The organism is Caldimonas caldifontis (genome assembly GCF_002930615.1).
Classification (GTDB): domain Bacteria; phylum Pseudomonadota; class Gammaproteobacteria; order Burkholderiales; family Burkholderiaceae_C; genus Caldimonas; species Caldimonas caldifontis.
Map to the genome: position 1 here is coordinate 264,827 of NZ_PSNX01000003.1, position 21,801 is coordinate 286,627.

Here is a 21,801-nt window from a genome sequence, read left to right on the forward strand (position 1 = left end):
GACGTTCCCCGTCCTTTGCCCTCCATGATCGATGCGATGCTGGATGCCCGCCACTATGTGCGGGCGGTGACCGAGCTGGGCGAGAAAAGGCCGGTGCTGACCTCCCGGGCCATCTATAACGAGCGCGGCATGAAGCTGCTCGATGCCGGCGTGCGTGTGGATGCGCGCATGTACGAGCGTCTGGTCGAGCATCGGCTGACCGTGCCGGTGGAAGACAGCCTCACCAGCGATCCGGCGGTGAACGGGCGTGTGCTGCGCGAGACCGCTGAATCGCTGCTGAAGCGGTGGCCGCTGTTCGCGGCCATGGGCGAGCGGCACAAGGCGCGCGAGGTGGTGCTGGCCGCGTTGAGCAGCCTGCCCCTGCCCACACCCATTGGCTTTTGTCTGACCTTGGCGCGCGAGTCGTTTCCCGACCTGTTCGAGCATGCCGTGCTCACGGCGCTGACGGCGGGCTACCTGGCCTGGTCGCCGGTGGCGCGGCGCCATGACGTGCTCCTGGCCTGCGCGGCCGGGTTGCTGCATGACCTGGGCATGCTCTACATCGACCCGGTGCTGATGGCGCCTGAGAAGCGCCTCTCACCCGAGCAGCGCCGCCAGCTCTATGCCCACCCGCTGGCCTCGGCCATGCTCGTGGAGCGCCACCATGACTATCCGCGCGAGGTGGTGAGCGCCATCCTGGAGCATCACGAGCACCTCGACGGCAGCGGCTACCCGCGGGGCCTGAACGGTGAGGCGATGAGCCCGCTGGGGCGCATCCTCTCCCTGGCCGAGGTGGTGACCGCGATGCACGGACGTGGCGCCACCGATCCCGAGTTGCGCCTGTCGGTGGTGCTGCGCATGAACCGTCACCGCTATGACCAGGAGCTTGCGCACGTGCTGCTGGATCTGCTGGGTGAATGCGCGGTGGCGGGGGCTTCGGCGGTGACCGGGGACCCGGTTGCGCAGCTGCATGCGGTGCAAGGTCTGCTGAGCGGCTGGGCTGAGGTGGTCTCGGCGCAGGAGCCGGCGGCGGTGCTGGGCCGCACGACCGAGCGGGTGGCAGAGATCGGACGCGCCCTCGCGGGCGCAGGGGCCAGCCCCGAGCAGCTGCAGTGGCTGGGGGACGACGTGCTGGATCGCCGGGTGCAGGCCGAGCTGAGCCTGATCGCCCGCGAAGCCGCCTGGCAGGTGCGCAGCGTGTCGCGCGAGTTGCGCCGGCGCTGGCGTCTGGAGCCCGGCCAGGCCTACCCCGGTGCCTTGGAGCGCTGGTTGGCCGAGGTGGCGCGTGTGTGTGGGCCCCTGGTGCGAGGCGGATCCAGTCCCGAAGGCTGAGGTTCGTTGCGGGTTTCAGCCCGGTGGCAGCCCCAGCTTCTCGAGCAGGCCGTTGAGTTCGTCGAGCGAGCCGAAGGCAATCGCCACCTCGCCTTGCTCGCCGCGCTTGGTGCGCTTCTTCACGCGGATCTCGACGGCGGCGGTGAGGTGGTCGGAGAGCTGCTCCTCGAGGCGCACCAGGTCGCGCGGCTTGTCATGCCTGACCCGCAGCAGCGGTGTCTGGCGCGCGGCGGCCTGGGTGACGAGCTTTTCGGCCTCGCGCACGCTGAGCTTCTTCGCGATGATCTCGTTGGCACAGAGGATCTGTTGCGCCGCTTCGAGAGGCAGCAGGGCACGGGCATGGCCCATGTCGAGGTCGCCGGCCATCAGCATCTGCTGCACCGGCTCGGCCAGGTTGAGCAGGCGCAGCAGGTTGGAGGCCGCACTGCGCGAGCGGCCCACGGCCTGGGCCGCCTGCTCGTGCGTGAGGCCGAACTCCTGGATCAGGCGCTGCAGGCCCTGGGCCTCTTCCAGCGGGTTGAGGTCCTCGCGCTGGATGTTCTCGATCAGTGCCATCGCCGCGGCGGCTTCGTCGGGCACTTCCTTCACCAGCACCGGGACCTCGTTCAGCCCGGCGAGCCGGGCCGCGCGGAAGCGGCGTTCGCCCGCGATGATCTCGTAGCGGTTCGGCCCCACGGGCCGCACCAGGATGGGCTGCATGATGCCCTGGGCCTTGATGCTTTCGGCCAGCTCGTACAGCGAGCCCTCGTCCATGCGCGTGCGCGGCTGGTACTTGCCGGCCTGCATCTGGGCGAGCTTGAGCGTCGAGGGTGCGCCGGCCGGCGCCGCGGTCGCGGGGGTGTCGCTGACCTTGGGGCCGAGCAGGGCTTCGAGGCCGAGGCCGAGGCCTTTGGGTTTCTTGGTGACCATGTCGTGAGGTGAAGGCTAGGCGGCGCGCAGGGTGTCGAGCAGGGCGCGGCCCTCGGCCCAGTCGCCCAGGCCGGATTCGTGGTTGATGTGACCGAGCGGGCCCAGGCCCACCAGGCGTGCGCCCCATTGCTGGACCATCTCGGCGGCGCGCTCAGGGGCGCAGTAGGGATCGTTGCTGCTGACCACGGCCGTGGCGGGGAAGGGCAGGCGCTGGCGCACGATGGGGCGCCAGTTGTGCAGCTGGGGCGGCATGTCGTCGCGCTCGGTGTCGGGCGGGGCCACGAGCAGCGCGCCGGTCACGCGATCGGTCAGCCGCGAATGCGCGGCCCAGGCGGCCACGAGCTGGCAGCCCAGGCTGTGGGCCACCAGCAGCGCGGGCGAGGCATCGGCCATCAGCACTTCATCCAGCCGGGCCATCCAGTCGCCCCGCCGGGGCCATTCCCAGTCGGCCTGTTCCACGCGGGTGTCCCCATGCAGGGCTTCCCAGCGGCTTTGCCAGTGGTCGGGGCCGGAGTTGAGCCAGCCGGGCAGGAGGAGGACACGCGGGGTCATGGGCCGGGATGGTACAGGGCTCACATCGTGGCAATGCGCGCCACCATCTCGCGCGCGAACTCGATGTAGGCCTGAGCGCCCCGCGAGGCCGGGTCGAACACCACGCCGGGCTGCCCGTAGCTGGGGGCTTCGGCCAGGCGCACATTGCGCGGGATGACGGAGTTGAACACCTTGTCGGCGAAGTGCTGCTTGAGCTGCTCGCTCACCTGGCTCTGCAGCGTGATGCGTGGGTCGTACATCACGCGCAGCAGGCCGATGATCTTGAGGTCGGCGTTCAGGTTGGCGTGCACCTGCTTGATGGTGTTGACCAGGTCGGTGAGGCCTTCGAGCGCGAAGTACTCGCACTGCATGGGCACGATCACGCCGTGCGCACTGACCAGGCCGTTGAGCGTGAGCATCGACAGCGAGGGCGGGCAGTCGATCAGCACAAAGTCGTAGTCGGCATCGGCGGCGGCCAGGGCGCCCTTGAGTCGCTGGTCGCGGCGCTCCAGGTCGACCAGCTCGACCTCGGCCCCGGCCAGTTCGCGGTTGGCGCCCAGCACGTCGTAGCCGCCGAGTTCCGAGCGGGCGCGCGCCTCGGCCACCGAGGCCGATTCGAGCAGGACGTCGTACACCGACAGCGGCAGCGTGCGCTTGTCCACGCCCGAGCCCATCGTGGCATTGCCCTGGGGGTCGAGGTCCACCAGCAGCACGCGCTGATCGACACGGGCGAGGCCGGCGGCGAGGTTGACGGCGGTGGTCGTCTTGCCGACGCCGCCTTTCTGGTTGGCAATGCAGAAGATCTTGGCCATGGGCGGGTGCTTTGGGGGGCTCAGAGTTCGATGAGGTCGACGCCCACGGCACGGGCGGCGCGTTGCAGAGCGGTGTCCAGCGTGGCCAGGGGCAGGCGGCGGCGCATGGCGAGGTCGAGGTAGCTGGCGTCGTAAACGGAGAGGGTGTGTTCGCGGGCCAGGTGCAGTGTGTCGGCGCGGGCCCGCTCAGGGGGGGCGGCGTCGGTGTCGATGCGCAGCTGCTTCAGCAGGTCGAGGTAGGCCTCCACCTCGGTTTGCGTCAGGCGGCGGCGGCGTTCGGCGCTGAGCACGATGTTGCCGATCTCCAGGTGCCACAGCGGAGGCACCACGGCGCCGTGATCCTGCACGCGTCGGAAAAGGAGGTCGCCGGCCTCGCTGGCTTCGTCTTCGAAACACCAGGTGAGCGCGCTGGAGGCGTCGAGCACCACGGGGCTCATCCTTTGCGGCCCTCGTCGCGCAGCACGTGCCAGTCCATGCCCAGGCGCCGTCCGGCCCGTTGTTCACGCATGCGCTCCAGGAGATCTTCGCCCGCGGCGGGGGTGTGGGACGTGGACTGAACGGGCAGCAGGCGAGCCACGGGGCGGCCGTGTTTGGTGATCACGACTTCCTCGCCGTGCTCGACGCGGTCCAGCAGGGCGGACAGATGGGTCTTCGCCTCGAAGGCGCCGATGGTGACGGACATCAATTCAACTGGTTGAAGTAACTGGTTTGATTTTCCGGTGAGAGGGGCTGTGCGTCAAGCTCAGTTCGTCGTCAGTCGGATACCAAACCCGATCAGGAAGACGCCGGCCAGCCGCTCCAGCCATTTCGCCATCCGCCGGTGGGCGCGCACCTTGGCGGCGATGGCGTGGGCGAAGGCGCACAGGGTCAGGCAATACACGGCGGTGAGTGCCGCGATCGTGACGGCCATCGCAGCGAAGGTGACCACGCCCTGGTGGCGGGCCGGGTCGATGAAGAGCGGGAAGAAGGCCATGTAGAAGACGATGGCCTTGGGATTGAGCACGGTGATCAGCATGGCCTGGCGGAAGTAGCGGCCGGCTTCCATCGGCACGACCGGCGTTGCGCCGTCCCGGGCGCGCAGAAGCTTGAAGCCGATCCAGCACAGGTAGGCCGCGCCGGCGTACTGCACGGCCTGGAAGACGGTGGGGTGGGTGGCCAGCAGGGCGGCCACGCCGGCCACGGCCAGCCAGAGCAGGATCTGGTCGCCCGCGATCAGCCCGGCGGTCGCCGCAGCTCCCGCGCGGAAGCCGCCCTTGCCGGTGGCGGTGAGCAAGGCAAAGGTGCCGGGGCCGGGCAGGGCCAGGAAGATGAGGATGGCGGCGCAGTAGGCGCCGAAGTCGGAGATGCCGAACATCAGGGGCTCCGTGGGTCAGGGGGTCAGGGGTTGCGTCTGCGGGTGGCTCTTCAGTCGCTCCAGGTCGAAGCCCTGGGCCTGGAGCTGGGCGCGGATGCGCTGGTCGTCCTCGGCGCTGAGCTGGGGGCTGCGCGACAGCACCCACAGGTACTCGCGCCGCGGCTCGGACACGACGGCGTAGCGGTAGTCGTCGGCCAGCTGGATCACCCAGTAGTCGCCCCAGACGAAGGGAAGCCAGGACAGCCAGGCCGGAGCGAAGCGCACCTGGAGGGTGGCGGGCCCGGTCACGCGTGCCACCCCCAGGGCCTGGTCCACCTCGCCGCTGGCCTGGCGGCAGCGGTTCAGCACCTGCAACCGGTTGTCGGGCAGGGGGGTGTAGGTGGCGGCGGTGTCGGACGCACACTGGGCCTGGAAGCGGTTGGGGTAGAGCGCTACCTGGTACCACGTGCCGAGGTAGCGGTTCAGGTCCACGCTCGGCACCGGGGTCAGCGGCGCAGGCTGGGCCAGCAGGCCGTGGGTGCTCAGGGCCAGGCCGGTCAGCAGGGCGGCGACAGGGGCCTTGGCTGGCAGGCGACGGAAGAACTTCATGGCGACTCCTGTGTGGGGCGCATCCAGACCAGGCAGCGCTCGGCGTCCAGGCCTGGAACCGTCAATGGTTCCACGTGAAACACCGTCACATCATCGGGCAATTCCGCGGCCTCCGCCTCGGGGGCCTTGCCCTTCATGGCCATCCAGACGCCCCCGGGGCGCAGGTGCGGGCGGGTCAGGGCGACGAAGTCGGCCAAGGAGGCGAAAGCGCGCGAGGTGACGACGTCCGCCTGCTGAGGGGGCAGCGCCTCGACCCGCGCGTGCTCGGCTCGCAGGTTCTTCAGGCCGAGTTCGGCCGCCACCTGGCGGATGAAGCTCGCCTTCTTGGCGACCGTGTCCACGCAGATGACCTGGGCCTGGGGCAGGGCGATGGCAATGACCACGCCTGGCAGCCCGGCGCCGGCGCCGACGTCGAGCAGCTTGAAGGGCTGCTCAGCAAAGCGGGCGGCGAGTGCGGGGACCACCGCGAGGCTGTCGAGGAGGTGGTGGGTCAGCATCTCCTCGGGGCTGCGGACGGCGGTGAGGTTGTAGACGCGGTTCCACTTGGCGATCAGCGCCTGGTAGGCGAGCAGGAGGTCGACCTGGGTGGGGCTCAGGGAGAGGCCGAGGTGGGTGAGGCCGGATTGGAGGGCGGGTTTCATTTGGTTTGTGAGTGTGCCTGATGGGGCTCGGGTTGCCTTGCAGCCATGCCGGGTCCCGGCCCGGCAGCCGGGTAACTTTCATTTGCTGGCCCAAATGAAAGTCACCAAAGCAAAGGGCCTGAATGCAACACCATACGGTATCGACCGTTGAGCTTCGGAGACGCGGTCCGGCGGGCGGTTGATGACCGGCGAGGTGGCTTGGGCCTTCAAAGCGCTTGGGAAAGACTTGGACGCGCAAGGCTTCGATCCGCCATGGCGGTGATCGACCGCCCACCGGACTGTCCGTCCGAAGCGCGCAGAACGAACTGCATGGTTTTGTATTTGAGGCCCTCTTCTTTGGTGACTTTCTTCTGGGCCCACAGAAGAAAGTTACCCGCCCGCCGGGGCGGGACCCGGCAATGGTGAATGGCCGCAAATGCACCGAGAAGCAAGCCCTCCGCTCAGGCCGCCCGCTCCTCCCCAAACCCCCTGAACCGCCCCTTCTTCAAATGAATCAGCAACAGCGAAATCGCCGCCGGCGTGATCCCCGAGATCCGGGACGCCTGGCCCAGGGTCTCGGGCCGGTGCTTGCTGAGCTTCTGCCGCACCTCATGGCTCAGGGCTGTGACCTGCGCATAGTCCAAGTCCGCAGGCAGCTTGAGGTGTTCGTAGGCCAGCGCCCGTTGCACTTCCTCGTTCTGCTTGTCGATGTAGCCCGCGTACTTGACGCTGATCTCCACCTGCTCGATCACCGCGTCGGCCAGCGCTTCGCCCAGTTCAGCGCGCAGCGTTTCACGTGAAACACCGGCCTCGGGCTTGGCAATCGTGGCCACCTTGGCCAAGGTGTCGAAGCTCACGCCGGGTCGGCGCAGCAAGTCGGTGAGGTTGTACTCGCGCTCCAGGGCCTTGCCCAGCAGGCGCTCGGCGTCCGCGGCGGGGAGGATCTGTGGGTTCACCCAGGTGGACTTCAGGCGTTCTGTTTCACGTGAAACCGCGTCGCGTTTGCGGTTGAAGGCCTCCCAGCGTGCGTCATCCACCAAGCCCAGTTCGCGGCCCACCTCCGTGAGGCGAAGGTCGGCGTTGTCTTCGCGCAGTTGCAAGCGGAACTCCGCCCGGCTCGTGAACATGCGATAGGGCTCGGACACCCCCTTGGTGATGAGGTCGTCCACCAGCACCCCCAGGTAGGCCTGGTCGCGGCGGGGCAGCCAGGGGTCGCGGCCCTGCACCTGCAGCGCGGCGTTGATGCCAGCGAAGAGCCCCTGGGCCGCGGCTTCCTCGTAGCCGGTGGTTCCGTTGATCTGGCCGGCAAAGAAAAGGCCGCCGATGGCGCGGGTCTCGAAGCTGGGTTTCAGTTCGCGTGGGTCGAAGTAGTCGTACTCGATGGCATAGCCCGGCCGCAGGATGTGGGCGTTCTCCAGCCCGGGCATCGAGCGCACGGCGGCGAGCTGGATGTCGAAGGGCAGGGAGGTCGAGATGCCGTTGGGGTAGAACTCGTGCGTGGTCAGACCTTCAGGCTCGAGAAAGATCTGGTGGCTGTCCTTGTCGGCAAAGCGGTTGATCTTGTCCTCGATGCTGGGGCAGTAGCGCGGCCCCACGCCTTCGATCACGCCGGTGAACATCGGGCTGCGATCGAAGCCGGAGCGGATGATGTCGTGCGTGCGGTCGTTGGTGTGGGTGATCCAGCAGGGCACCTGGCGCGGGTGCTGGGACGCATCGCCCAGGAAGCTGAACACCGGCACCGGATCGAGGTCGCCAGGCTGTTCGGTGAGCTTCGAGAAATCGATGGAGCGGCCGTCGATGCGCGGCGGGGTGCCCGTCTTCAGCCGGCCCTGCGGCAGCTTCAGCTCCTTCAGCCGCGCCGACAGGGACACGGCCGGGGGGTCACCCGCGCGGCCCGCGCTGTAGTTCTGCAGGCCGACATGGATCTTGCCGTCCAGGAAAGTGCCGGCCGTGAGCACGACGCTGCGGCCCCGGAAGCGCACGCCCACTTGCGTCACCGCGCCCACCACGCGATCGCCTTCCACCATGAGGTCGTCCACCGCCTGCTGGAAGATCCACAGGTTCGGCTGGTTCTCCAGGCGGCGACGGATGGCGGCCTTGTAGAGGATGCGGTCGGCCTGGGCCCGGGTGGCCCGCACCGCCGGGCCCTTGGAGCCATTGAGGATGCGGAACTGGATGCCGGCCTCGTCGGTGGCCGCGGCCATGGCCCCGCCCAGGGCATCGACCTCCTTGACCAGATGGCCCTTGCCGATGCCGCCGATGGACGGGTTGCAGCTCATCTGACCCAGCGTCTCGATGTTGTGGGTCAGCAGCAGGGTGGCGCAACCCATGCGGGCCGCCGCGAGCGCCGCTTCCGTGCCGGCGTGACCGCCGCCGACGACGATGACGTCAAATTCCTGGGGATAGAGCATGGCGATCTCCGCCGGGCAAACTGCCTATTTTAGTGGCACCTGGCGGGTCATGCCTGGGGGCTGCGCCAACGACGCGGCCGGATGTGTGCCTTCGCACGCGACTCCCCCTGAAGAGGGGGTCAAGGGTTAACCCGAGTGATTCGCTCTCGGTGATGTCGAGAATGAGGGGCTTGCCCATGCCGTCGGCCCGCTTGCTGCCAAGAACAATGACAACGCCTTCGTCATCTGCCGCACAGCCCATCGCCCGTCACGCGCTGGGAGAGTGGGCCGTCGATGCCCAGGAACTCGCGCGAGCCTGGCGCATTCTGCATGATCCGCAGGCGCCGGCCTTGCCCTGGGGCCAGCGCCTGTTGGCCTTGTCATCGCTGTATCCGTCGCGTCCGTCGGCATGGCTGCTCGCCTTGGAGGCCCGGCTCAGCGCGCTGGAGGCCCACATCCGCCAGTTCGGCCTCGTGCCCGATGACAAGGTCTTCGCCATGGCGGCCCAGGCGCCGTTGCAGGCCCACGAAGACGCCTACCTGTTTCCGCGCGACACGCGCTGGTGAATCGGTCCGGCCGACGCCCCTGATCAGCGCCCGCCCGCTGCTTCGGTCGCCCCATCGGCCCCGGTGGTGCGCAGGCGGAAGGGGGCGGCGTGGCCGTCCTTGCCTTCACCGGCATACACCGTGAGGTGCGGGTAGGGGATCTCGATGCCGGCCTGGTCGAAGGCCTTCTTCAGGCGCCGCAGGTATTCGCGGCGCACGCCCCATTGCTCGATGGGCTGGCAGCGCAGCCGGCAGCGGATCACCACGGCCGAATCGGCCCATTGGTCCACGCCGGCCATTTCCAGATCGCCCAGGATGCGCGGGCCGAAGGTCTCGTCGGCGCGCAGCTCGGCGGCCACCTGGTGCATCACGGCCATGACCTGATCCACATCCTCGCGGTAGGCCACGCCGATGTCCATCACCGCATTGCCGAAGCCGCGTGTCATGTTGGTGACCACGCTGATGGTGCCGTTGGGGATGAAGTGCACGTTGCCGCTGTAGTCGCGCAGCTGCACGAATCGCAGCGTCACTTCCTCCACCACGCCGGACTGGCCGCCCAGCTGCACCACGTCGCCCTGGCGGATCTGGTTCTCCAGCAGGATGAAGAAGCCCGTGAAATAGTCTTTCACCAGGCTTTGTGCACCAAAGCCGATGGCCAGGCCCACCACACCGGCAGCCCCCAGGATGGGTGCCACCGACACGCCCAGCTCGGACAGGATGAGCATGGCGGTGATGAGCGTGATGACCACACTGACGATGTAGCGGAACACGCGGCTGAGGGTCTCGGCACGCTTGAGGGCTTCACGGTCGTCGATGCGCGCGGTGAGCCGCTCGCGGAAGATCCGGATGGCCCGGTGCAGCACGCCGACCACGATCCAGGCCGCGATGGCAATGATCGTGATGCGCACGGCGATGGTGGTGTATTGCCCCAGGCTGCTCCACAGGGCACCGGCGCCGGCGATCAGGTCTTCATTCATGCGGGAGAACTCCTTTCGATGAGGGGGTCAGTCGCCGGCCTGGGCGAGGGTGTCGAGGAAACGGCGGCGCCACCAGTGCACGTCGTGTTCGCGGATGCGCGCCAGCAGCTTCTGGTGGCGCCGCACGCGTTCTTCCAGCGGCATGCGCAAGGCCTGCTGGATGGCTTCGGCCGTGCCGTGCACGTCATAGGGGTTCACGAGCAACGCCTCCTTGAGCTGCTCGGCGGCGCCGGCAAAGCGCGAGAGCACCAGCACGCCGGGGTCCTCGGGGTTCTGCGCGGCGATGTACTCCTTGGCCACGAGGTTCATGCCATCGCGCAGCGGGGTGACCAGGCCGACGTCGGCGGCGCGGCACAGCCCCGGGATGCGCTTGCGGGCCACGGTGCGGTGGATGTAGCGCACCGGCATCCAGTCGAGCTCGCCATAGTCGCCGTTGATCGCGCCACACAGGCCTTCGAGTTCCTGGCGGATGTCGGCGTAGGCATCGACGCTTTCCCGCGTGGGCGAGGCGATCTGGATCAGGGTGGCGCTGTTGCGGTTCTCGGGGTAGTGCTTGAGCAGCTCGCGGAAGGCGCGCACGCGGTGCGGGATGCCCTTGGAGTAGTCGAGCCGGTCCACGCCGATGAGCAGGCGCCGGCGCGAGTACTGCTCGCGCATGGTGTCGTAGGTCTCGCAGGCCTCACGCGCGTGGGACAGGCGCATGAACTCGTCCACGTCGATGCCGATCGGGAAGGCCTGGGCCACGGTGGTGCGGCCGAAGGCGCGGTAGCGGTCCTCACCCAGCACCTGGGCGTCGGCTTCGTTGCGCACGTAGCGCGAGAAGTGCTGCACGTCCACTTCGGACTGGAAGCCCACCAGGTCGTAGGCGAACAGGGCGCGGATCAGCCACTCGTGCTGCGGGATGGCCGCCAGCATCTGGGGCGGCGGCAACGGAATGTGCAGGAAGAAGCCGATGCGCTGCGTGCAGCCCATCGCGCGCAGCTCGGCCGCCAGCGGGATGAGGTGGTAGTCGTGCACCCAGATGACGTCGTCGGGGTGCAGCAGCGTCATCAGCTTCTGCGCGAACAGCCGGTTCACCCGACGGTAGCCCGCGATGTAGCCGGCATCGAAGTCGGCGAGGTCGAGCCGGTAGTGGAACACCGGCCAGAGCACGCCGTTGCTGTAACCCAGGTAGTAGCTGTCGTGGTCCTCGCGCGAGAGATCCACCGTGGCCAGCGTGACGCGCCCGGCACGTTGCAGCTGCGGGGCGCTGCCCTCGGACTGGCCGGGCTCGATGATCCGGCCGCTCCAGCCGAACCACAGGCCGCCGGTGTCGTTCAGGGCATCGCCCAGCGCGACGGCCAGCCCGCCGGCAGCACTCTTGCGTGGGTCGGCCACGCGGTTGGACACCACCACGAGACGGCTCATACGACGGAATCCCAGGGGGCGGACAGGCGCACCGCCCCGTTGATGATGCCCACCATCGAGTAGGTCTGCGGGTAGTTGCCCCAGAGCTCGCCGGTGCGCTCGTGCGTGTCTTCCGACAGCAGGCCCAGGTGGTTGCGGGTGGCCAGCATGGCCTCGAAGATCTCGCGGGCCTGCTGCTTGCGGCCGATGCGCGCCAGCGCGTCGATGCGCCAGAAGCTGCAGATGTTGAAGGCGGTCTCGGGCTTGCCGAAGTCGTCGGCCGCTTCGTAGCGGCGCATGTAGGGACCGTCGCAGAGGTGCTTCTCCAGCGCATCGACGGTGGCGATGAAGCGCGGGTCCCGGGGGTCGATGAAGTTGACCTCGGCCATCAGCAGCACGCTGGCGTCCAGGTCGCGCCCGCCGAAGCTTTCGACGAAGGCCTGGCGCTCCTCGCTCCAGCTGTCGGCCAGGATGCGCTCACGCAGGCGCTTGGCGTGCATGGACCAGTAGCCCGCGCGATCGCTGAGCTGCAGGGTGTGCGCGATCTTGGCGAGGCGGTCGCAGGCGGCCCAGCACATGAGCGCCGAGGAGGTGTGGATGCGCGCACGCGTGCGCAGCTCCCACATGCCGGCATCGGGCTGGTCGAACACGCGCACGGCCTGTTCGCCCACGGCTTCGAGGTGCTCGAACTCGGCCAGGCCGGCGCGGTGCAGCAGGCGCGTATCGTGGAAGGCCTGGGCGGCGCCCAGCACCACGTTGCCGTACACGTCGTGCTGGAAGTGCTCGGCCGCCTGGTTGCCCACGCGCACCGGGCCCATGCCGCGGTAGCCGGGGAGATGCTCCATCAGGGACTCGGGCAGCTCGCGCTCCAGCCCCACGCCGAAAAGCGGCTGGATGTGGCCGCCACGGGCCTGGGCCACGACGTTCGACAGCCAGCGCAGGTAGTCTTCCAGCGTCCCCACCTCGGACAGGCTGTTGAGCGCGCGCACCACGAAGAAGGCGTCGCGCAGCCAGCAATAGCGGTAGTCCCAGTTGCGGCCGCTGTGGGCGGCCTCGGGGATGCTGGTGGTCATCGCGGCGATGATGGCGCCGGTGTCCTCGAAGAGCGAGAGCTTGAGCGTGATGGCCGCGCGGATGACCGCGTCCTGCCACTCCAGCGGGACGTGCAGACGCTGGCTCCAGTGGCGCCAGTAGGCGGCGGTCTCCTGCTCGAAGTGGCGCGCGGTGTCGCCGATGCCGTCGGCCAGGGTCTCGTCGGAGCCGAGCAGGAAGTTGTACTCGCGCGTGACGACAAAGGGCTGCTGCGACAGCACGTAAGACAGCGGGGCGTCGGTGTTCAGGCGCAGCGTGAGGTTGTCGCCCACGAAGCGCAGGTGGTTGCTGCCCTGGGTGAGCCCCGGCGCGCGCCGGCCCCAGTCGAAGCGGGGGTTGAGCCGCACGCGCAGGCGCGGCGCACCGCTCAAGGGGCGCACGCGGCGCACCATCATCATCGGCCGGAAGTAGCGCGAGCGCGACTGGAAGCGTGGCGCGAAGTCGATGATCTCCAGGCGCTGGCCGTGGGTGTCGGTGAGCACGGTGCGCAAGATGGCGGTGTTGGGCACATAGGCCTGCTCGGCCGAGGCGAAGTCCTCGATGTCGAAGGCCCAGTCGCTGCCGCACTCGGAGGGGTCGAGCAGCGCATTGAAGACCGGGTCGCCGTCGAAGCGCGGCAGGCAGCACCACACCATGCGCGCGCGTTCGTCGATGAGGGCGCTGTAGGCGCAGTTGCCGATCACGCCCAGGCGCAGCGAGGGCGGGGCGGGCGGGGCGAAGCGGGCGGTCATGCGGGGCTTCCTTGTCGTGGGCGGCTGGCCAGCTGGTGAGACCACGCCGCCAGGGTCTGATGCAGGGCGGCCGGGGTGTCCAGGCGGTGCGGCGCCCGCGTCGGGCCGTCGCCCACCTTGAGCGCCTGGCCGCCCCGGCGCAGCACGGTGTCGAAGCCGGCCTCGTCGGTGACGTCGTCGCCGGCAAAGGCGGGCTCGCGTCCCAGGAAGGGCGGCTCGGCCAGGAAGCGCTCGATCGCATGGCCCTTGCTCGCGCCGGCGGGTTTGACTTCCAGCACACATTTGCCCTGGAGCAGTTCCAGCCCCGGGTGGGCGGCCACGGCGGCCTGCAGGTGCTGCAGGCAACGCTCGGCCAGATGGGGGGCGCGGCGATAGTGCAGGGCCAGCGCGACGGCCTTGCGCTCGAGCTGCAGGCCGGGGTCCAGGGTCAGCAGCTCCTGCACGACGGCCTCGACCGCCCCGAGCGGCGGGGGCGGCAGTTGCCAGCCGCGGCCATCGGCATGACGGCCTTGGGCGCCATGGATGCCGGCCACCGGCAGCCGCAGCGGCTGCAGGAAGTGATCGATGTCGGCGATCGGGCGGCCCGTGACGATCGCCAGGGCCCCGTCGAGCTGGGTCTGCAGGCGCTCCAGCAGGGGCACCAGGCCGGGCTCGACGCGCACCGCCTCCGGCCGCTCGGCAAGATCGGCGAGCGTGCCGTCGAAATCCAGGAACAGGGCGACCGGGCGCCCGGTGGATAGGGGCCAATGCATCCGGCCGACCTTAACAGACCGTTTCGGGTCTGTCCGTCGGTGGCTGGCTGACAGCGCGCCGGAGTGGGGCCTCAGCCGGCCGGGGCGGAGACCTCTTTTCGGGCGGGCTTGAGTCTCAAGTAAGCCCTCACATGCGAGAGTCCGGCCCGCCAGACCGGGTGGCCCCAGTAGCGGTCAAAGAAATGGAAGGCGACGGTGTTGGCCAGGGGTTCGAGCAGCGTGATGGCGCCGGAAATGGCCACGTCGCCCGTCAGCGCGTAGCTGACCGAAAAGGCGATGGTGAGGTGCAGGACACCGAAGCTGGCGGTCTTGACCATGAGGACACTCCTGTGCGAACGATGCTTGGAGAATAGTTTGAAGCAATTGTCGAATGTTGACCAATTGCTTTGAACAATTGCGAGGATTGCTCAGGCCGCCGGAAGGTCGAGGGTGAAGGTCGAGCCCTGCCCGGGTTGGCTGTCCACCCGGATCTCACCGCCCATGAGGCGGGCCAGCCCCTGGGACAGGGCCAGGCCGACCCCGGCGCCGTCGATGCGCCCGTGTTCCCGGCCCAGGCGGTTGAAAGGGGTGAAGAGTTCGCCGACGCGTTCGGGGGCGATGCCGGGGCCGGTGTCCTGCACCTGCACGGCCACGCGTCCGGGCCCGGCCACGCAAAGGCGCAACCAGACCTGACCGCCGCGTCGGTTGTACTTGATGCCATTGCTGGCGAGGTTGAGCAGGACCTGCCGCAGGCGCTGCGGATCGCCCAGGGCCTGCAGGCCCGAGGGCGGGGGCCGGTGGAGCTGGACGCCAGCGGCTGCGGCCTGGGGCTGGAGCATGGACAGGCAGTCCTCGATCACCTCGTCCAGGGCCACACGCTCCCGCCGCACGAGCAGGGCGCCGGCTTCGATGCGGGTGAGGTCGAGCAGGTCGGTGATCATCTCCAGCAGGTGCTGTCCGGCCGCCTGGATGTGCTCCACCCAGGCGCGCCGCCCTGGCGGCAGCGCGAGATCCGGGTCCTCTCGCAGCAGCTGTGCAAAGCCCAGCACGGCATTGAGCGGCGTGCGCAGCTCGTGGCTCATGTGCGAGAGGAAAAGCGTCTTGGCGCGGTTGGCGGCTTCCGCCGCTTCCCGGGCGCGGCGCGTCTCGGCCAGCCGGGCCAGCTCGGCCTCCATGTGCTTGCGCTCGGTGGTATCGGTGAGGAAGCCATGGAAGAGCACGCTGCCGTCTGGCTCCGCCTCGGGGCTGGACTGGCCCAGCATCCAGCGCACGGATCCGTCGGGCCGGAGAAAGCGGAACTCGAACACCCACGGCTGCACGTCGCGCCCGGCCTCCAGGATGGAGTTGATCATGGCGGGGCGATCTTCGTCGTGCACCCGTTCGATGAGGCGCAGCACGTCGTCCTGGACTTCGGTCAGTGGCACGCCGAAGAAGTCCTCGAAGTTGTCGCTGGCGTAGGGGAAGCTCATGCGGCCGTCGGCATGCAGACGGAACTGGTAGAGCACCCCCGGGGCCTGGCGGGCGAGCTTGCGCAGGCGCGACAGGGCTTCCTCCGTGGCGGCCTGCTGGGCCAGCGTGGCGCTCATGTCGGTGATCACCCCCACGGCGCGGCGGGCGCGACCGTCCGGGGCGCGGTCGATCACCTTGCCGCGCAGCAGCACCCAGCGGTACTGGCCGTCGGCCGCGCGGGCGCGATGGCGGCTGACCATCATGGCGTCTTCCCCGCGCAGGTGACGCGTGGTGGCGGCCACGCAGGCGTCGATGTCGTCGGGGTGAATCAGTGCATTCCAGTCGCTGATGCGGGTGCCCATGGTGCCATCTGCATAGCCCAGCACGGCATGACCCACGCGGGAGTAGTACACCCGGTCATGCTCGATGTCCCAGTCCCACACCCCGTCGCCGGCACTCTCCAGCGCAAACTGCCAGCGGGCCTCGCTCAGGCGCAGCGCGGCCTCGGCCTCGCGCCGGCCGGCTTCGCTGCGGGCGGCCACCGTGAGGGCGGCGCAGGTGGACAGCAGCGGTTGAAGTGCCGGGACCACGCTGTCGTCGAAGCCCCCCGGCCGGTTGGCCACGCCCACCATGCCCAGCATCTCGTCACCTCGGAAGAAGGGCAGACCGAGAAAGTTGTCCATGGACAGGTGTCCGGCCGGCAACCCTCCGGCGCGCGCATCGCGGGCCGCGTCGTTCGACAGCACCGGCTGGCCGCTGGTGATGACATGGCCGAACAGGGTGTGCAGGTTGCGAAAGCTCATGCCTTCGGTGGCGTGCCGTGCGTACATGGCCCTGGAGGCCTCATCCCAGGAGATGTCGGTGATGGCCAGGGTCCGCAGGTAAGGGCCGCCCGTCTCGTCTTTCAGGACCTCGCCGATGAAGCCATAGGCGCTGCCGGTCACGTCGATCAGCACCTGCAGCAGTCGCTCGAAGGCCCGGGGCAGGTCGGCCTCCTCGATGAACTGCATCTGCACGCGCCCGATGGCCGTGAGCAAGGCTTCGGCCGATGCCGGCGCGGCCGGGGTGGGGAGGGGGGCAGCAGGGCCGTTCGGCACGGAATGCTCGGGAATCTGCAGTGATCCTCACTGTAATGGCCATGGCTTCCTGCGGCGTGCTGGCAAACCCGAGCGAGCGCCAGGCAAGCCGCGATCGCCGCAGGGTGATTGACCCGCATCAAGCATGAGTGGGGCTGTCTGCTCCAGACTGTCGCTGTTGTGCTGAGGAGCCGGGTGCTCCTGGAAAGGACCACACCATGAAGATCAATGTGGGCGGCATCGACCGCATTCTGCGCATCGCTGTGGGGCTGGTGCTCATCGCGCTGGCGGCCACGGGTACCGTGGGCCTGTGGGGCTACATCGGCGTGGTGCCCCTGCTGACGGGGCTGTTCCGCGTGTGCCCGCTGTACAGCCTGGTGGGCATCAACACCTGCCCGACGTCGCAGCGGCGCTGAGGGCACGCGCCGGGGTGGCGCGGCATTTGCTAGGCGGGAGACGACTTCATCTGTGAAGGAGACCCGCCGTGAGCCTGTCCGACAGTGAACGCCTGGCCATCGCCGCCCACTTGCATGTGTTGATGCGCCGCAAGCTGGGGCGCGTGACCGACACCGAGTGGCTGGCCGCGAACTGGGATTACGCGCAGGAAATCCTGCGCGTGTGCCGTGCCGAGCCCGACGAGGAACTGCGCGCCTGGGCCGACAAGCTGGAGCGGGCTGTGCAGCCCCTGCGCCCCAAGCCGGTGCCCAGCGCCAAGGCCTGGGCCGACAGTGTCTCACCCTCGGGGGAGCTTGCCGCATCGGCCGCGGCCAGCCTCCGGGCGGCCGAACTGCAGCAGCGCTACATCGGGCGCCTGCGCTGAGGCCTCACACGCCGGCGCACACGCCATCCGCGCGCGGGTCGGTGGCACCCTCGATCACGCCGCTGCGGTGCACGCTCACTGCACCGGCATGGCCCATCATGTCCTCGTACGCGCCGACCACCTGCACCTCGTGGCCGGCGGCGCGCAAGGCGTCGATCAGGGCGGGGTCGAAGCGCGATTCCAGCTTGAGGTTCGTGGACTCCTCGCCCCAGGTCCGCCCCAGCAGCCAGCGCGGTGCGCTCACGGCCGCCTGCAGGTCCTGGCCGAAGAGCACGTGGCGGCTGAACACGGCCGCCTGGGTCTGCGGCTGGCCTTCGCCGCCCATGGTGCCGTAGGCGAGCGTGCGACCGTCTTTCAGGCGCGCCAGCGCCGGGTTCAGGGTGTGGAAGGGCAGGCGTCCCGGCGCCAGTGCGTTCGGCCCGGGGCCAAGCGTGAAGCTCGCGCCGCGGTTCTGCCAGTTCACGCCCGATTCGTTGAGCACGATGCCGCTGCCGAACTCCCAGTAGATGCTCTGGATGTAGCTCACCACCCGGCCCTGGGCATCGGCCGCGCCCATCCAGATGGTGTCGCCGGGCACGGCCGGCAGCGGCCAGGGGGCGGCGCGGCCCGGGTCGATCCGGCGGGCCTCGGCGTCGAGCGAGGCCTCGCCCAGGAAGGCCTGTGGATCATCGCCGCGTGCGGCCATCGCGTCGGGGTCGCCCAGCCGGGCATTGCGCCACACGAAGGCGCGCTTGGTGGCCTCGACCAGGCCGTGCACGTGCGCGAAGCCTTCGGCCTCACGCACCCCGAGCCGGTCGAACAGGGCCAGGATGGCCAGCGAGGACACGCCCTGGGTGGGCGGCGGCTGGTTGTAGAGCCGGCCGGCCGAGATCGACACCGACAGCGGCGCGACACGCCGGGCGCGGTAGGCCTGCAGATCGCCCAGTCGCAGCGGGCTGCCCACGGCGGTCAGGTCTCGCGCCATCGAGCGGGCCAGGTCGCCACGGTAGAAGTCGTCGAGCCCCGCGCGGGCGAGCTGCTCCAGCGTGGCGGCCACGCGGGGCTGGGCCAGGGTGTCGCCGAGGGCGGGCAGGCCATGGGGCGTGAAGGTCTCGGCAAAACCGCTCACGTCCTTGAGCTCGGGCCACTTGCTGGCGGTGAGCCCCACCTGCGAGCGCGTGACCGGCACGCCGCGCCGTGCATGCCCGATCGCATCGGCCAGCAGGCGCGACAGCGGCAGGGCCCGGCCCCAGCCCTGGGCCACGGCCAGCGCCTCGGCCCAGCCGCCGATGGCCCCGGCCACCGTGAGCGCGGCGCGTGGGCCCCGCGTGGGGATGGCCGTGTGGCCGTGCTCGGCATAGAAACCCGGCGTGGCCAGGCCGGCCGCGGCGCCGCAGGCCCGCACCGCCACGGGTTCCTGGCCAGGCTCGGCGATGAGCCAGAAGCCATCGCCGCCGATGCTGTTCATGTGCGGATAGACCACGGCAATGGTGGCAGCGGCGGCCACCATGGCCTCCACCGCATGGCCGCCCTCGCGCAGGACGGCGGCGCCCGCCTGGGCGGCCAGGTGGTGAGGGGCGGACACCAGGCCGCCGCGGCAGGTGAGGCTGTGCAACATCGTGAGACAGGGGGGTAAAAGGGGGCAGTGTGGCGCCGCCGCCTCATTCGACCAAGTGCCGGCAGGTCAAAACTGCGTTACCACAGGGTCTTGGTGCGCTCGTGAGCAGGATTCGGCCCGACAATCCCGAGCAAGACTCCGATCCGCGCTGCGGGCCCATGCCCGGCGCACCCGGCCCGAATTGACCGCCCGCGTCCTGCCCCGCTTTCTGCTGGCCTGCCTCGTCTGGCTGGCCTGGCCGGCGTGGGCGCAGCCCGACGCGGTGCGCCTGTCGCAAACCGAGGCCCGCCAACCCCTGGGCCTGTTCCTTGAGCTGCTCGAGGACCCCGAGGGCCGGCTGACGCTGGACGATGTCCTCAGCCGCCCCGATGCCGACTGGCGCCCGAACACGACCGAGGTGCTCAACTTCAGCTTCTCGACCTCCACCTGGTGGGTGCGGGGCCGTGTGGTCAACGACACCGAGGGCCCCACCACCCGGGTGCTGGAGGCCGCCTCGGCCCTGCAGGACGAACTCGATCTGCATCTGCTGCGCGAGGGACGCCCGGTGCGCAGCTGGCACACCGGTGACCGCCGCGCGCTGGACTCGCGCGATCTCGTCTATCGCTACCCGGTCTTTGCGCTGACGCTGGCGCCGGGCGAGACAGTGGGCTTCATCGCCCGCCTGGGCAGTCACGACGGTCTGCACGAGGCGGTGCCCTTCGTGCTGCGCACCCAGCGCAGCTTTCTCGATCACGTCCAGCGCGAGACCATGGTCTTCGGCGCCTACTACGGCGGCCTCCTGGCGTTGCTGCTGTACAACCTGCTGCTCTCGGCGATCACGCGCGACCGCGTGTTCCTGCTGTACGCCATCTACCTGGGCACCTACCTGCTCTGGAACGTCACCTTCCTGGGCTATGGGCAGCAGCACCTGTGGCCCGATCACCCGGACTTCAACAACCAGATCCTGGCGCTGAGCATCCCGGCCATCTTCATCGCGCTGGCGGTGTTCTCCTGCAACTACCTGCAGACCCGCCAGCAGGCTCGACGATGGCACCGAGCCATCGTCGCTCTCGCTGCGCTGTCCGGGCTGGCCGTCCTGCCCGCGCTGCTCGACCACTATGCGCTGAGCATCCTGATGGTGCTGCCCGCCGGTGGCGCGCTGCTGCTGGTGCAGCTGGCCGCAGCCTTGCATCTTGCCGTGCGGGGCTATCGGCCCGCGCGCTTCTATGTGCTGGCCTGGACGGCGCTGGCCCTGGGGGCGCTGGCCACCTTCCTCAAGGTCTTCGGCGTGCTGCCCTCGAATGTGTGGACCGAGTACAGCCTGAACATCGGCTCGGCCATCGAGTTCATCCTGCTGGCGCTGGCGCTGGCCGACAAGATGAACACCCTCAAGGCCGAGAAGCTGGCGGTGCAGCGGCAGGCGGCCGTGGAGCTGGAGCGTCAGGTTGCGCAGCGCACGCACGAGCTGGCCGCCGCCAACGAACGCCTGCAGCAGGCCTCGATCACCGACGAGCTCACCGGCCTGTACAACCGCCGCTACTTCAACCTCATCGCCACGCGTGAGCTCAATCGCTGCCGGCGCGAAGGCCGGCCGCTGGCGATGGCCATGCTCGACGTCGATCGCTTCAAGGCCTACAACGACCGCTACGGCCACAGCCAGGGCGACCAGGCCCTGGCGGCGCTGGCTCGCGCCATGGACAGCCAGGTCAACCGCGCCACCGACTACCTCTTCCGCCTGGGCGGGGAGGAGTTCGCCGTGCTGCTGATCGGCGTCGGCCACGACGAGGCGCGCCAGCACGTCGAGCGTGTGCGACGGGCGGTGTCGGACCTGCAGCTGCTGCACGATGGCAGCGAACGCGGGGTCGTCACCATGTCGGCCGGACTGGTCTGGCGCGAGACACTCTCAGACCCCAGCGCCGACCAGCTCTACGTGCTGGCCGACGAGGCGCTCTACCGCGCCAAGGCGGCAGGGCGTGATCGACTGAGCGAGTGACCCCTCGGCTGAGGCCGTGCAAACCCCCTCGGATGCAGCGGCGGGTCGAGGGACCGATGGCGGACCCATCAGATCGCCATGTTCTCCGGTGTGAGCCGCGTCTTCTTCACATGCACGCTGATGACGGCCAGCACCTCGTCGGGGTCGGCAGGTCGCAACAGTTGTTCGGACTCGACCGTCACCTTGGTCACGAGGGAGTCGTCCTCCAGCAGGCAGAAGAACGGGTCGGGGTCGGGCACGTCGGGGCGCTCCTGGCGGCCCTCGTTCGACCCGCGCGGGATGCGCAGGCCGTCGAGCAGGGTCTTGAGCCGGTTGTCGATGTCGCCGCCGTCGGTGATGAGCGTGCCGCGCGGCTGCTGGCGGAACAGCAGCACCGAGATCTCGGCATAGAGATGCAGCCGGCGCGTGATGAGGGGCGCAAAGCGCAGACCGTCCTTTTCCACCACCACCGAAGGCAGGGCGCCGCGTGCGGGGAAGGCCAGCAGGTCGGCGGCCACGTCCTTCAGCGGCTGCTCCTGCCACAGCCGGCGCAGCTGCGGATGCAGGGCGCGGCGGATCTCCCACTTGTGCGGCGACTTGGCCCCCTGCCCGTGCAGCGGCCCTTCGTAGATCAGGCGGAACTCCATGGTCAGCTCGGCGCCAGCAGCGCCACCCGGGTGATCACGATGTCGGCAAAGCGCAGCATGGCAAGGCGCTCACGGGCGCAGTTGGCGCGGACGATGCAGTCCGCATCGCGCAAGCTTGCCATGCCGCGGCCCTCGCGCTCAAGGTGGCCGTGCGCGGTATCGAAGCGTGGGCAAACTTCCCATTCTGGGGCGACATCCCGGGACCGCTGTCAAGTCGTGTCGGCCGCCCCGGCGTCCGGACTGACGGGCCGCGTCGAGGTTGTTGCCGGATGCAACAGGCCGGG

General features: G+C 69.3%; 22 protein-coding genes. 5 read left to right on the top strand and 17 right to left on the bottom strand.

The window, feature by feature from the left end; translation table 11 throughout:
• Nucleotides 1-36 precede the first annotated feature (36 nt).
• Nucleotides 37-1,311: an HD-GYP domain-containing protein gene (locus C1704_RS04525; protein ID WP_170064622.1), complete on the top strand. Its 1,275-nt coding sequence runs from the start codon at nt 37-39 to the stop codon at nt 1,309-1,311.
• A gap of 15 nt (nt 1,312-1,326) precedes the next feature.
• On the opposite strand, the gene C1704_RS04530 is transcribed toward C1704_RS04525, so the two are convergent.
• The 9 genes from C1704_RS04530 to mnmG all read right to left on the bottom strand — a co-directional run bounded on the left by C1704_RS04530 (nt 1,327) and on the right by mnmG (nt 8,536).
• A complete protein-coding gene (locus C1704_RS04530; protein WP_104301408.1) occupies nt 1,327-2,220 on the bottom strand; it encodes a ParB/RepB/Spo0J family partition protein in 894 nt (297 codons plus the stop codon).
• A gap of 15 nt (nt 2,221-2,235) precedes the next feature.
• Nucleotides 2,236-2,772: an RBBP9/YdeN family alpha/beta hydrolase gene (locus C1704_RS04535; RefSeq protein WP_104301410.1), complete on the bottom strand. Its 537-nt coding sequence runs from the start codon at nt 2,770-2,772 to the stop codon at nt 2,236-2,238.
• A 20-nt stretch (nt 2,773-2,792) separates the two neighbouring features.
• Nucleotides 2,793-3,563, bottom strand: coding sequence for a ParA family protein (locus tag C1704_RS04540; RefSeq protein WP_104301412.1), 771 nt, complete (start codon nt 3,561-3,563; stop codon nt 2,793-2,795).
• Nucleotides 3,564-3,583: 20 nt separating this feature from the next.
• Entirely contained in the window at nt 3,584-4,000 is a 417-nt protein-coding gene (locus tag C1704_RS04545; RefSeq protein WP_104301413.1) for a type II toxin-antitoxin system VapC family toxin, read from the bottom strand.
• Nucleotides 3,997-4,245 (bottom strand): type II toxin-antitoxin system Phd/YefM family antitoxin, encoded by a 249-nt coding sequence (locus C1704_RS04550; RefSeq protein WP_104301415.1) that lies wholly within the window; start codon nt 4,243-4,245, stop codon nt 3,997-3,999. Before C1704_RS04550 ends, C1704_RS04545 begins: the two co-directional genes overlap by 4 nt.
• A 60-nt stretch (nt 4,246-4,305) precedes the next feature.
• Nucleotides 4,306-4,917, bottom strand: coding sequence for a LysE family transporter (locus C1704_RS04555; RefSeq protein ID WP_104301417.1), 612 nt, complete (start codon nt 4,915-4,917; stop codon nt 4,306-4,308).
• A gap of 15 nt (nt 4,918-4,932) precedes the next feature.
• On the bottom strand, nt 4,933-5,505 hold the full coding sequence (locus C1704_RS04560) for a lipocalin family protein (RefSeq protein WP_104301418.1): 573 nt from the start codon (nt 5,503-5,505) through the stop codon (nt 4,933-4,935).
• Complete coding sequence (rsmG, locus tag C1704_RS04565; RefSeq protein ID WP_104301420.1) at nt 5,502-6,146, bottom strand: 16S rRNA (guanine(527)-N(7))-methyltransferase RsmG; 645 nt, start codon at nt 6,144-6,146, stop codon at nt 5,502-5,504. The genes C1704_RS04560 and rsmG overlap by 4 nt, the downstream gene beginning before the upstream one ends.
• A 440-nt stretch (nt 6,147-6,586) precedes the next feature.
• Nucleotides 6,587-8,536: a tRNA uridine-5-carboxymethylaminomethyl(34) synthesis enzyme MnmG gene (gene mnmG, locus C1704_RS04570; RefSeq protein ID WP_104301421.1), complete on the bottom strand. Its 1,950-nt coding sequence runs from the start codon at nt 8,534-8,536 to the stop codon at nt 6,587-6,589.
• Between the two features lie 206 nt (nt 8,537-8,742).
• On the opposite strand from mnmG, the gene C1704_RS04575 reads away from it, so the two are divergent.
• Nucleotides 8,743-9,081 carry a hypothetical protein gene (locus C1704_RS04575; RefSeq protein ID WP_104301423.1) on the top strand — a complete coding sequence of 113 codons (339 nt, stop codon included), beginning with the start codon at nt 8,743-8,745 and terminating at the stop codon, nt 9,079-9,081.
• Nucleotides 9,082-9,104: 23 nt separating this feature from the next.
• On the opposite strand, the gene C1704_RS04580 is transcribed toward C1704_RS04575, so the two are convergent.
• The 6 genes from C1704_RS04580 to C1704_RS04605 all read right to left on the bottom strand — a co-directional run bounded on the left by C1704_RS04580 (nt 9,105) and on the right by C1704_RS04605 (nt 16,523).
• Nucleotides 9,105-10,037, bottom strand: coding sequence for a mechanosensitive ion channel family protein (locus C1704_RS04580; RefSeq protein WP_104301425.1), 933 nt, complete (start codon nt 10,035-10,037; stop codon nt 9,105-9,107).
• A 27-nt stretch (nt 10,038-10,064) separates the two neighbouring features.
• Nucleotides 10,065-11,444 carry an alpha,alpha-trehalose-phosphate synthase (UDP-forming) gene (gene otsA / locus C1704_RS04585; RefSeq protein ID WP_104301427.1) on the bottom strand — a complete coding sequence of 460 codons (1,380 nt, stop codon included), beginning with the start codon at nt 11,442-11,444 and terminating at the stop codon, nt 10,065-10,067.
• Nucleotides 11,441-13,246, bottom strand: coding sequence for a glycoside hydrolase family 15 protein (locus C1704_RS04590; RefSeq protein ID WP_104301429.1), 1,806 nt, complete (start codon nt 13,244-13,246; stop codon nt 11,441-11,443). Before C1704_RS04590 ends, otsA begins: the two co-directional genes overlap by 4 nt.
• Nucleotides 13,243-13,998 (bottom strand): trehalose-phosphatase, encoded by a 756-nt coding sequence (gene otsB / locus C1704_RS04595; RefSeq protein ID WP_104301431.1) that lies wholly within the window; start codon nt 13,996-13,998, stop codon nt 13,243-13,245. The genes C1704_RS04590 and otsB overlap by 4 nt, the downstream gene beginning before the upstream one ends.
• A 71-nt stretch (nt 13,999-14,069) precedes the next feature.
• Nucleotides 14,070-14,315: a DUF2061 domain-containing protein gene (locus tag C1704_RS04600; RefSeq protein ID WP_104301433.1), complete on the bottom strand. Its 246-nt coding sequence runs from the start codon at nt 14,313-14,315 to the stop codon at nt 14,070-14,072.
• 90 nt (nt 14,316-14,405) lie between these two features.
• Complete coding sequence (locus C1704_RS04605; protein ID WP_104301435.1) at nt 14,406-16,523, bottom strand: sensor histidine kinase; 2,118 nt, start codon at nt 16,521-16,523, stop codon at nt 14,406-14,408.
• Nucleotides 16,524-16,720: 197 nt separating this feature from the next.
• Here C1704_RS04605 and C1704_RS04610 point away from each other — a divergent pair, with 197 nt between their 5' ends.
• Both C1704_RS04610 and C1704_RS04615 read left to right on the top strand, forming a co-directional pair.
• Entirely contained in the window at nt 16,721-16,918 is a 198-nt protein-coding gene (locus tag C1704_RS04610; RefSeq protein ID WP_104301437.1) for a YgaP family membrane protein, read from the top strand.
• A gap of 68 nt (nt 16,919-16,986) precedes the next feature.
• Nucleotides 16,987-17,322, top strand: coding sequence for a hypothetical protein (locus C1704_RS04615; RefSeq protein WP_419186778.1), 336 nt, complete (start codon nt 16,987-16,989; stop codon nt 17,320-17,322).
• 4 nt (nt 17,323-17,326) lie between these two features.
• On the opposite strand, the gene C1704_RS04620 is transcribed toward C1704_RS04615, so the two are convergent.
• Nucleotides 17,327-18,919: a gamma-glutamyltransferase family protein gene (locus tag C1704_RS04620; protein ID WP_104301690.1), complete on the bottom strand. Its 1,593-nt coding sequence runs from the start codon at nt 18,917-18,919 to the stop codon at nt 17,327-17,329.
• Nucleotides 18,920-19,100: 181 nt separating this feature from the next.
• Here C1704_RS04620 and C1704_RS04625 point away from each other — a divergent pair, with 181 nt between their 5' ends.
• Complete coding sequence (locus C1704_RS04625) at nt 19,101-20,891, top strand: diguanylate cyclase (protein ID WP_170064623.1); 1,791 nt, start codon at nt 19,101-19,103, stop codon at nt 20,889-20,891.
• Nucleotides 20,892-20,959: 68 nt separating this feature from the next.
• Here C1704_RS04625 and C1704_RS04630 read toward each other — a convergent pair whose 3' ends face one another.
• Nucleotides 20,960-21,517 (bottom strand): hypothetical protein, encoded by a 558-nt coding sequence (locus C1704_RS04630; RefSeq protein WP_104301441.1) that lies wholly within the window; start codon nt 21,515-21,517, stop codon nt 20,960-20,962.
• Nucleotides 21,518-21,801 lie beyond the last annotated feature (284 nt).

Excerpts from the sequence above, each read along its gene's own strand:
- C1704_RS04600 (WP_104301433.1), bottom strand. The coding sequence starts at position 14,315 with ATGGTCAAGACCGCCAGCTTCGGTGTCCTGCACCTCACCATCGCCTTT.
- C1704_RS04540 (WP_104301412.1), bottom strand. The coding sequence starts at position 3,563 with ATGGCCAAGATCTTCTGCATTGCCAACCAGAAAGGCGGCGTCGGCAAG.
- C1704_RS04590 (WP_104301429.1), bottom strand. The coding sequence starts at position 13,246 with ATGACCGCCCGCTTCGCCCCGCCCGCCCCGCCCTCGCTGCGCCTGGGC.
- C1704_RS04525 (WP_170064622.1), top strand. The coding sequence starts at position 37 with ATGCTGGATGCCCGCCACTATGTGCGGGCGGTGACCGAGCTGGGCGAG.
- C1704_RS04555 (WP_104301417.1), bottom strand. The coding sequence starts at position 4,917 with ATGTTCGGCATCTCCGACTTCGGCGCCTACTGCGCCGCCATCCTCATC.
- otsA (WP_104301427.1), bottom strand. The coding sequence starts at position 11,444 with ATGAGCCGTCTCGTGGTGGTGTCCAACCGCGTGGCCGACCCACGCAAG.
- rsmG (WP_104301420.1), bottom strand. The coding sequence starts at position 6,146 with ATGAAACCCGCCCTCCAATCCGGCCTCACCCACCTCGGCCTCTCCCTG.
- C1704_RS04630 (WP_104301441.1), bottom strand. The coding sequence starts at position 21,517 with ATGGAGTTCCGCCTGATCTACGAAGGGCCGCTGCACGGGCAGGGGGCC.
- C1704_RS04620 (WP_104301690.1), bottom strand. The coding sequence starts at position 18,919 with ATGTTGCACAGCCTCACCTGCCGCGGCGGCCTGGTGTCCGCCCCTCAC.
- C1704_RS04545 (WP_104301413.1), bottom strand. The coding sequence starts at position 4,000 with ATGAGCCCCGTGGTGCTCGACGCCTCCAGCGCGCTCACCTGGTGTTTC.
- C1704_RS04530 (WP_104301408.1), bottom strand. The coding sequence starts at position 2,220 with ATGGTCACCAAGAAACCCAAAGGCCTCGGCCTCGGCCTCGAAGCCCTG.
- C1704_RS04550 (WP_104301415.1), bottom strand. The coding sequence starts at position 4,245 with ATGTCCGTCACCATCGGCGCCTTCGAGGCGAAGACCCATCTGTCCGCC.
- C1704_RS04575 (WP_104301423.1), top strand. The coding sequence starts at position 8,743 with ATGACAACGCCTTCGTCATCTGCCGCACAGCCCATCGCCCGTCACGCG.
- C1704_RS04610 (WP_104301437.1), top strand. The coding sequence starts at position 16,721 with ATGAAGATCAATGTGGGCGGCATCGACCGCATTCTGCGCATCGCTGTG.
- C1704_RS04580 (WP_104301425.1), bottom strand. The coding sequence starts at position 10,037 with ATGAATGAAGACCTGATCGCCGGCGCCGGTGCCCTGTGGAGCAGCCTG.
- C1704_RS04560 (WP_104301418.1), bottom strand. The coding sequence starts at position 5,505 with ATGAAGTTCTTCCGTCGCCTGCCAGCCAAGGCCCCTGTCGCCGCCCTG.
- mnmG (WP_104301421.1), bottom strand. The coding sequence starts at position 8,536 with ATGCTCTATCCCCAGGAATTTGACGTCATCGTCGTCGGCGGCGGTCAC.
- otsB (WP_104301431.1), bottom strand. The coding sequence starts at position 13,998 with ATGCATTGGCCCCTATCCACCGGGCGCCCGGTCGCCCTGTTCCTGGAT.
- C1704_RS04535 (WP_104301410.1), bottom strand. The coding sequence starts at position 2,772 with ATGACCCCGCGTGTCCTCCTCCTGCCCGGCTGGCTCAACTCCGGCCCC.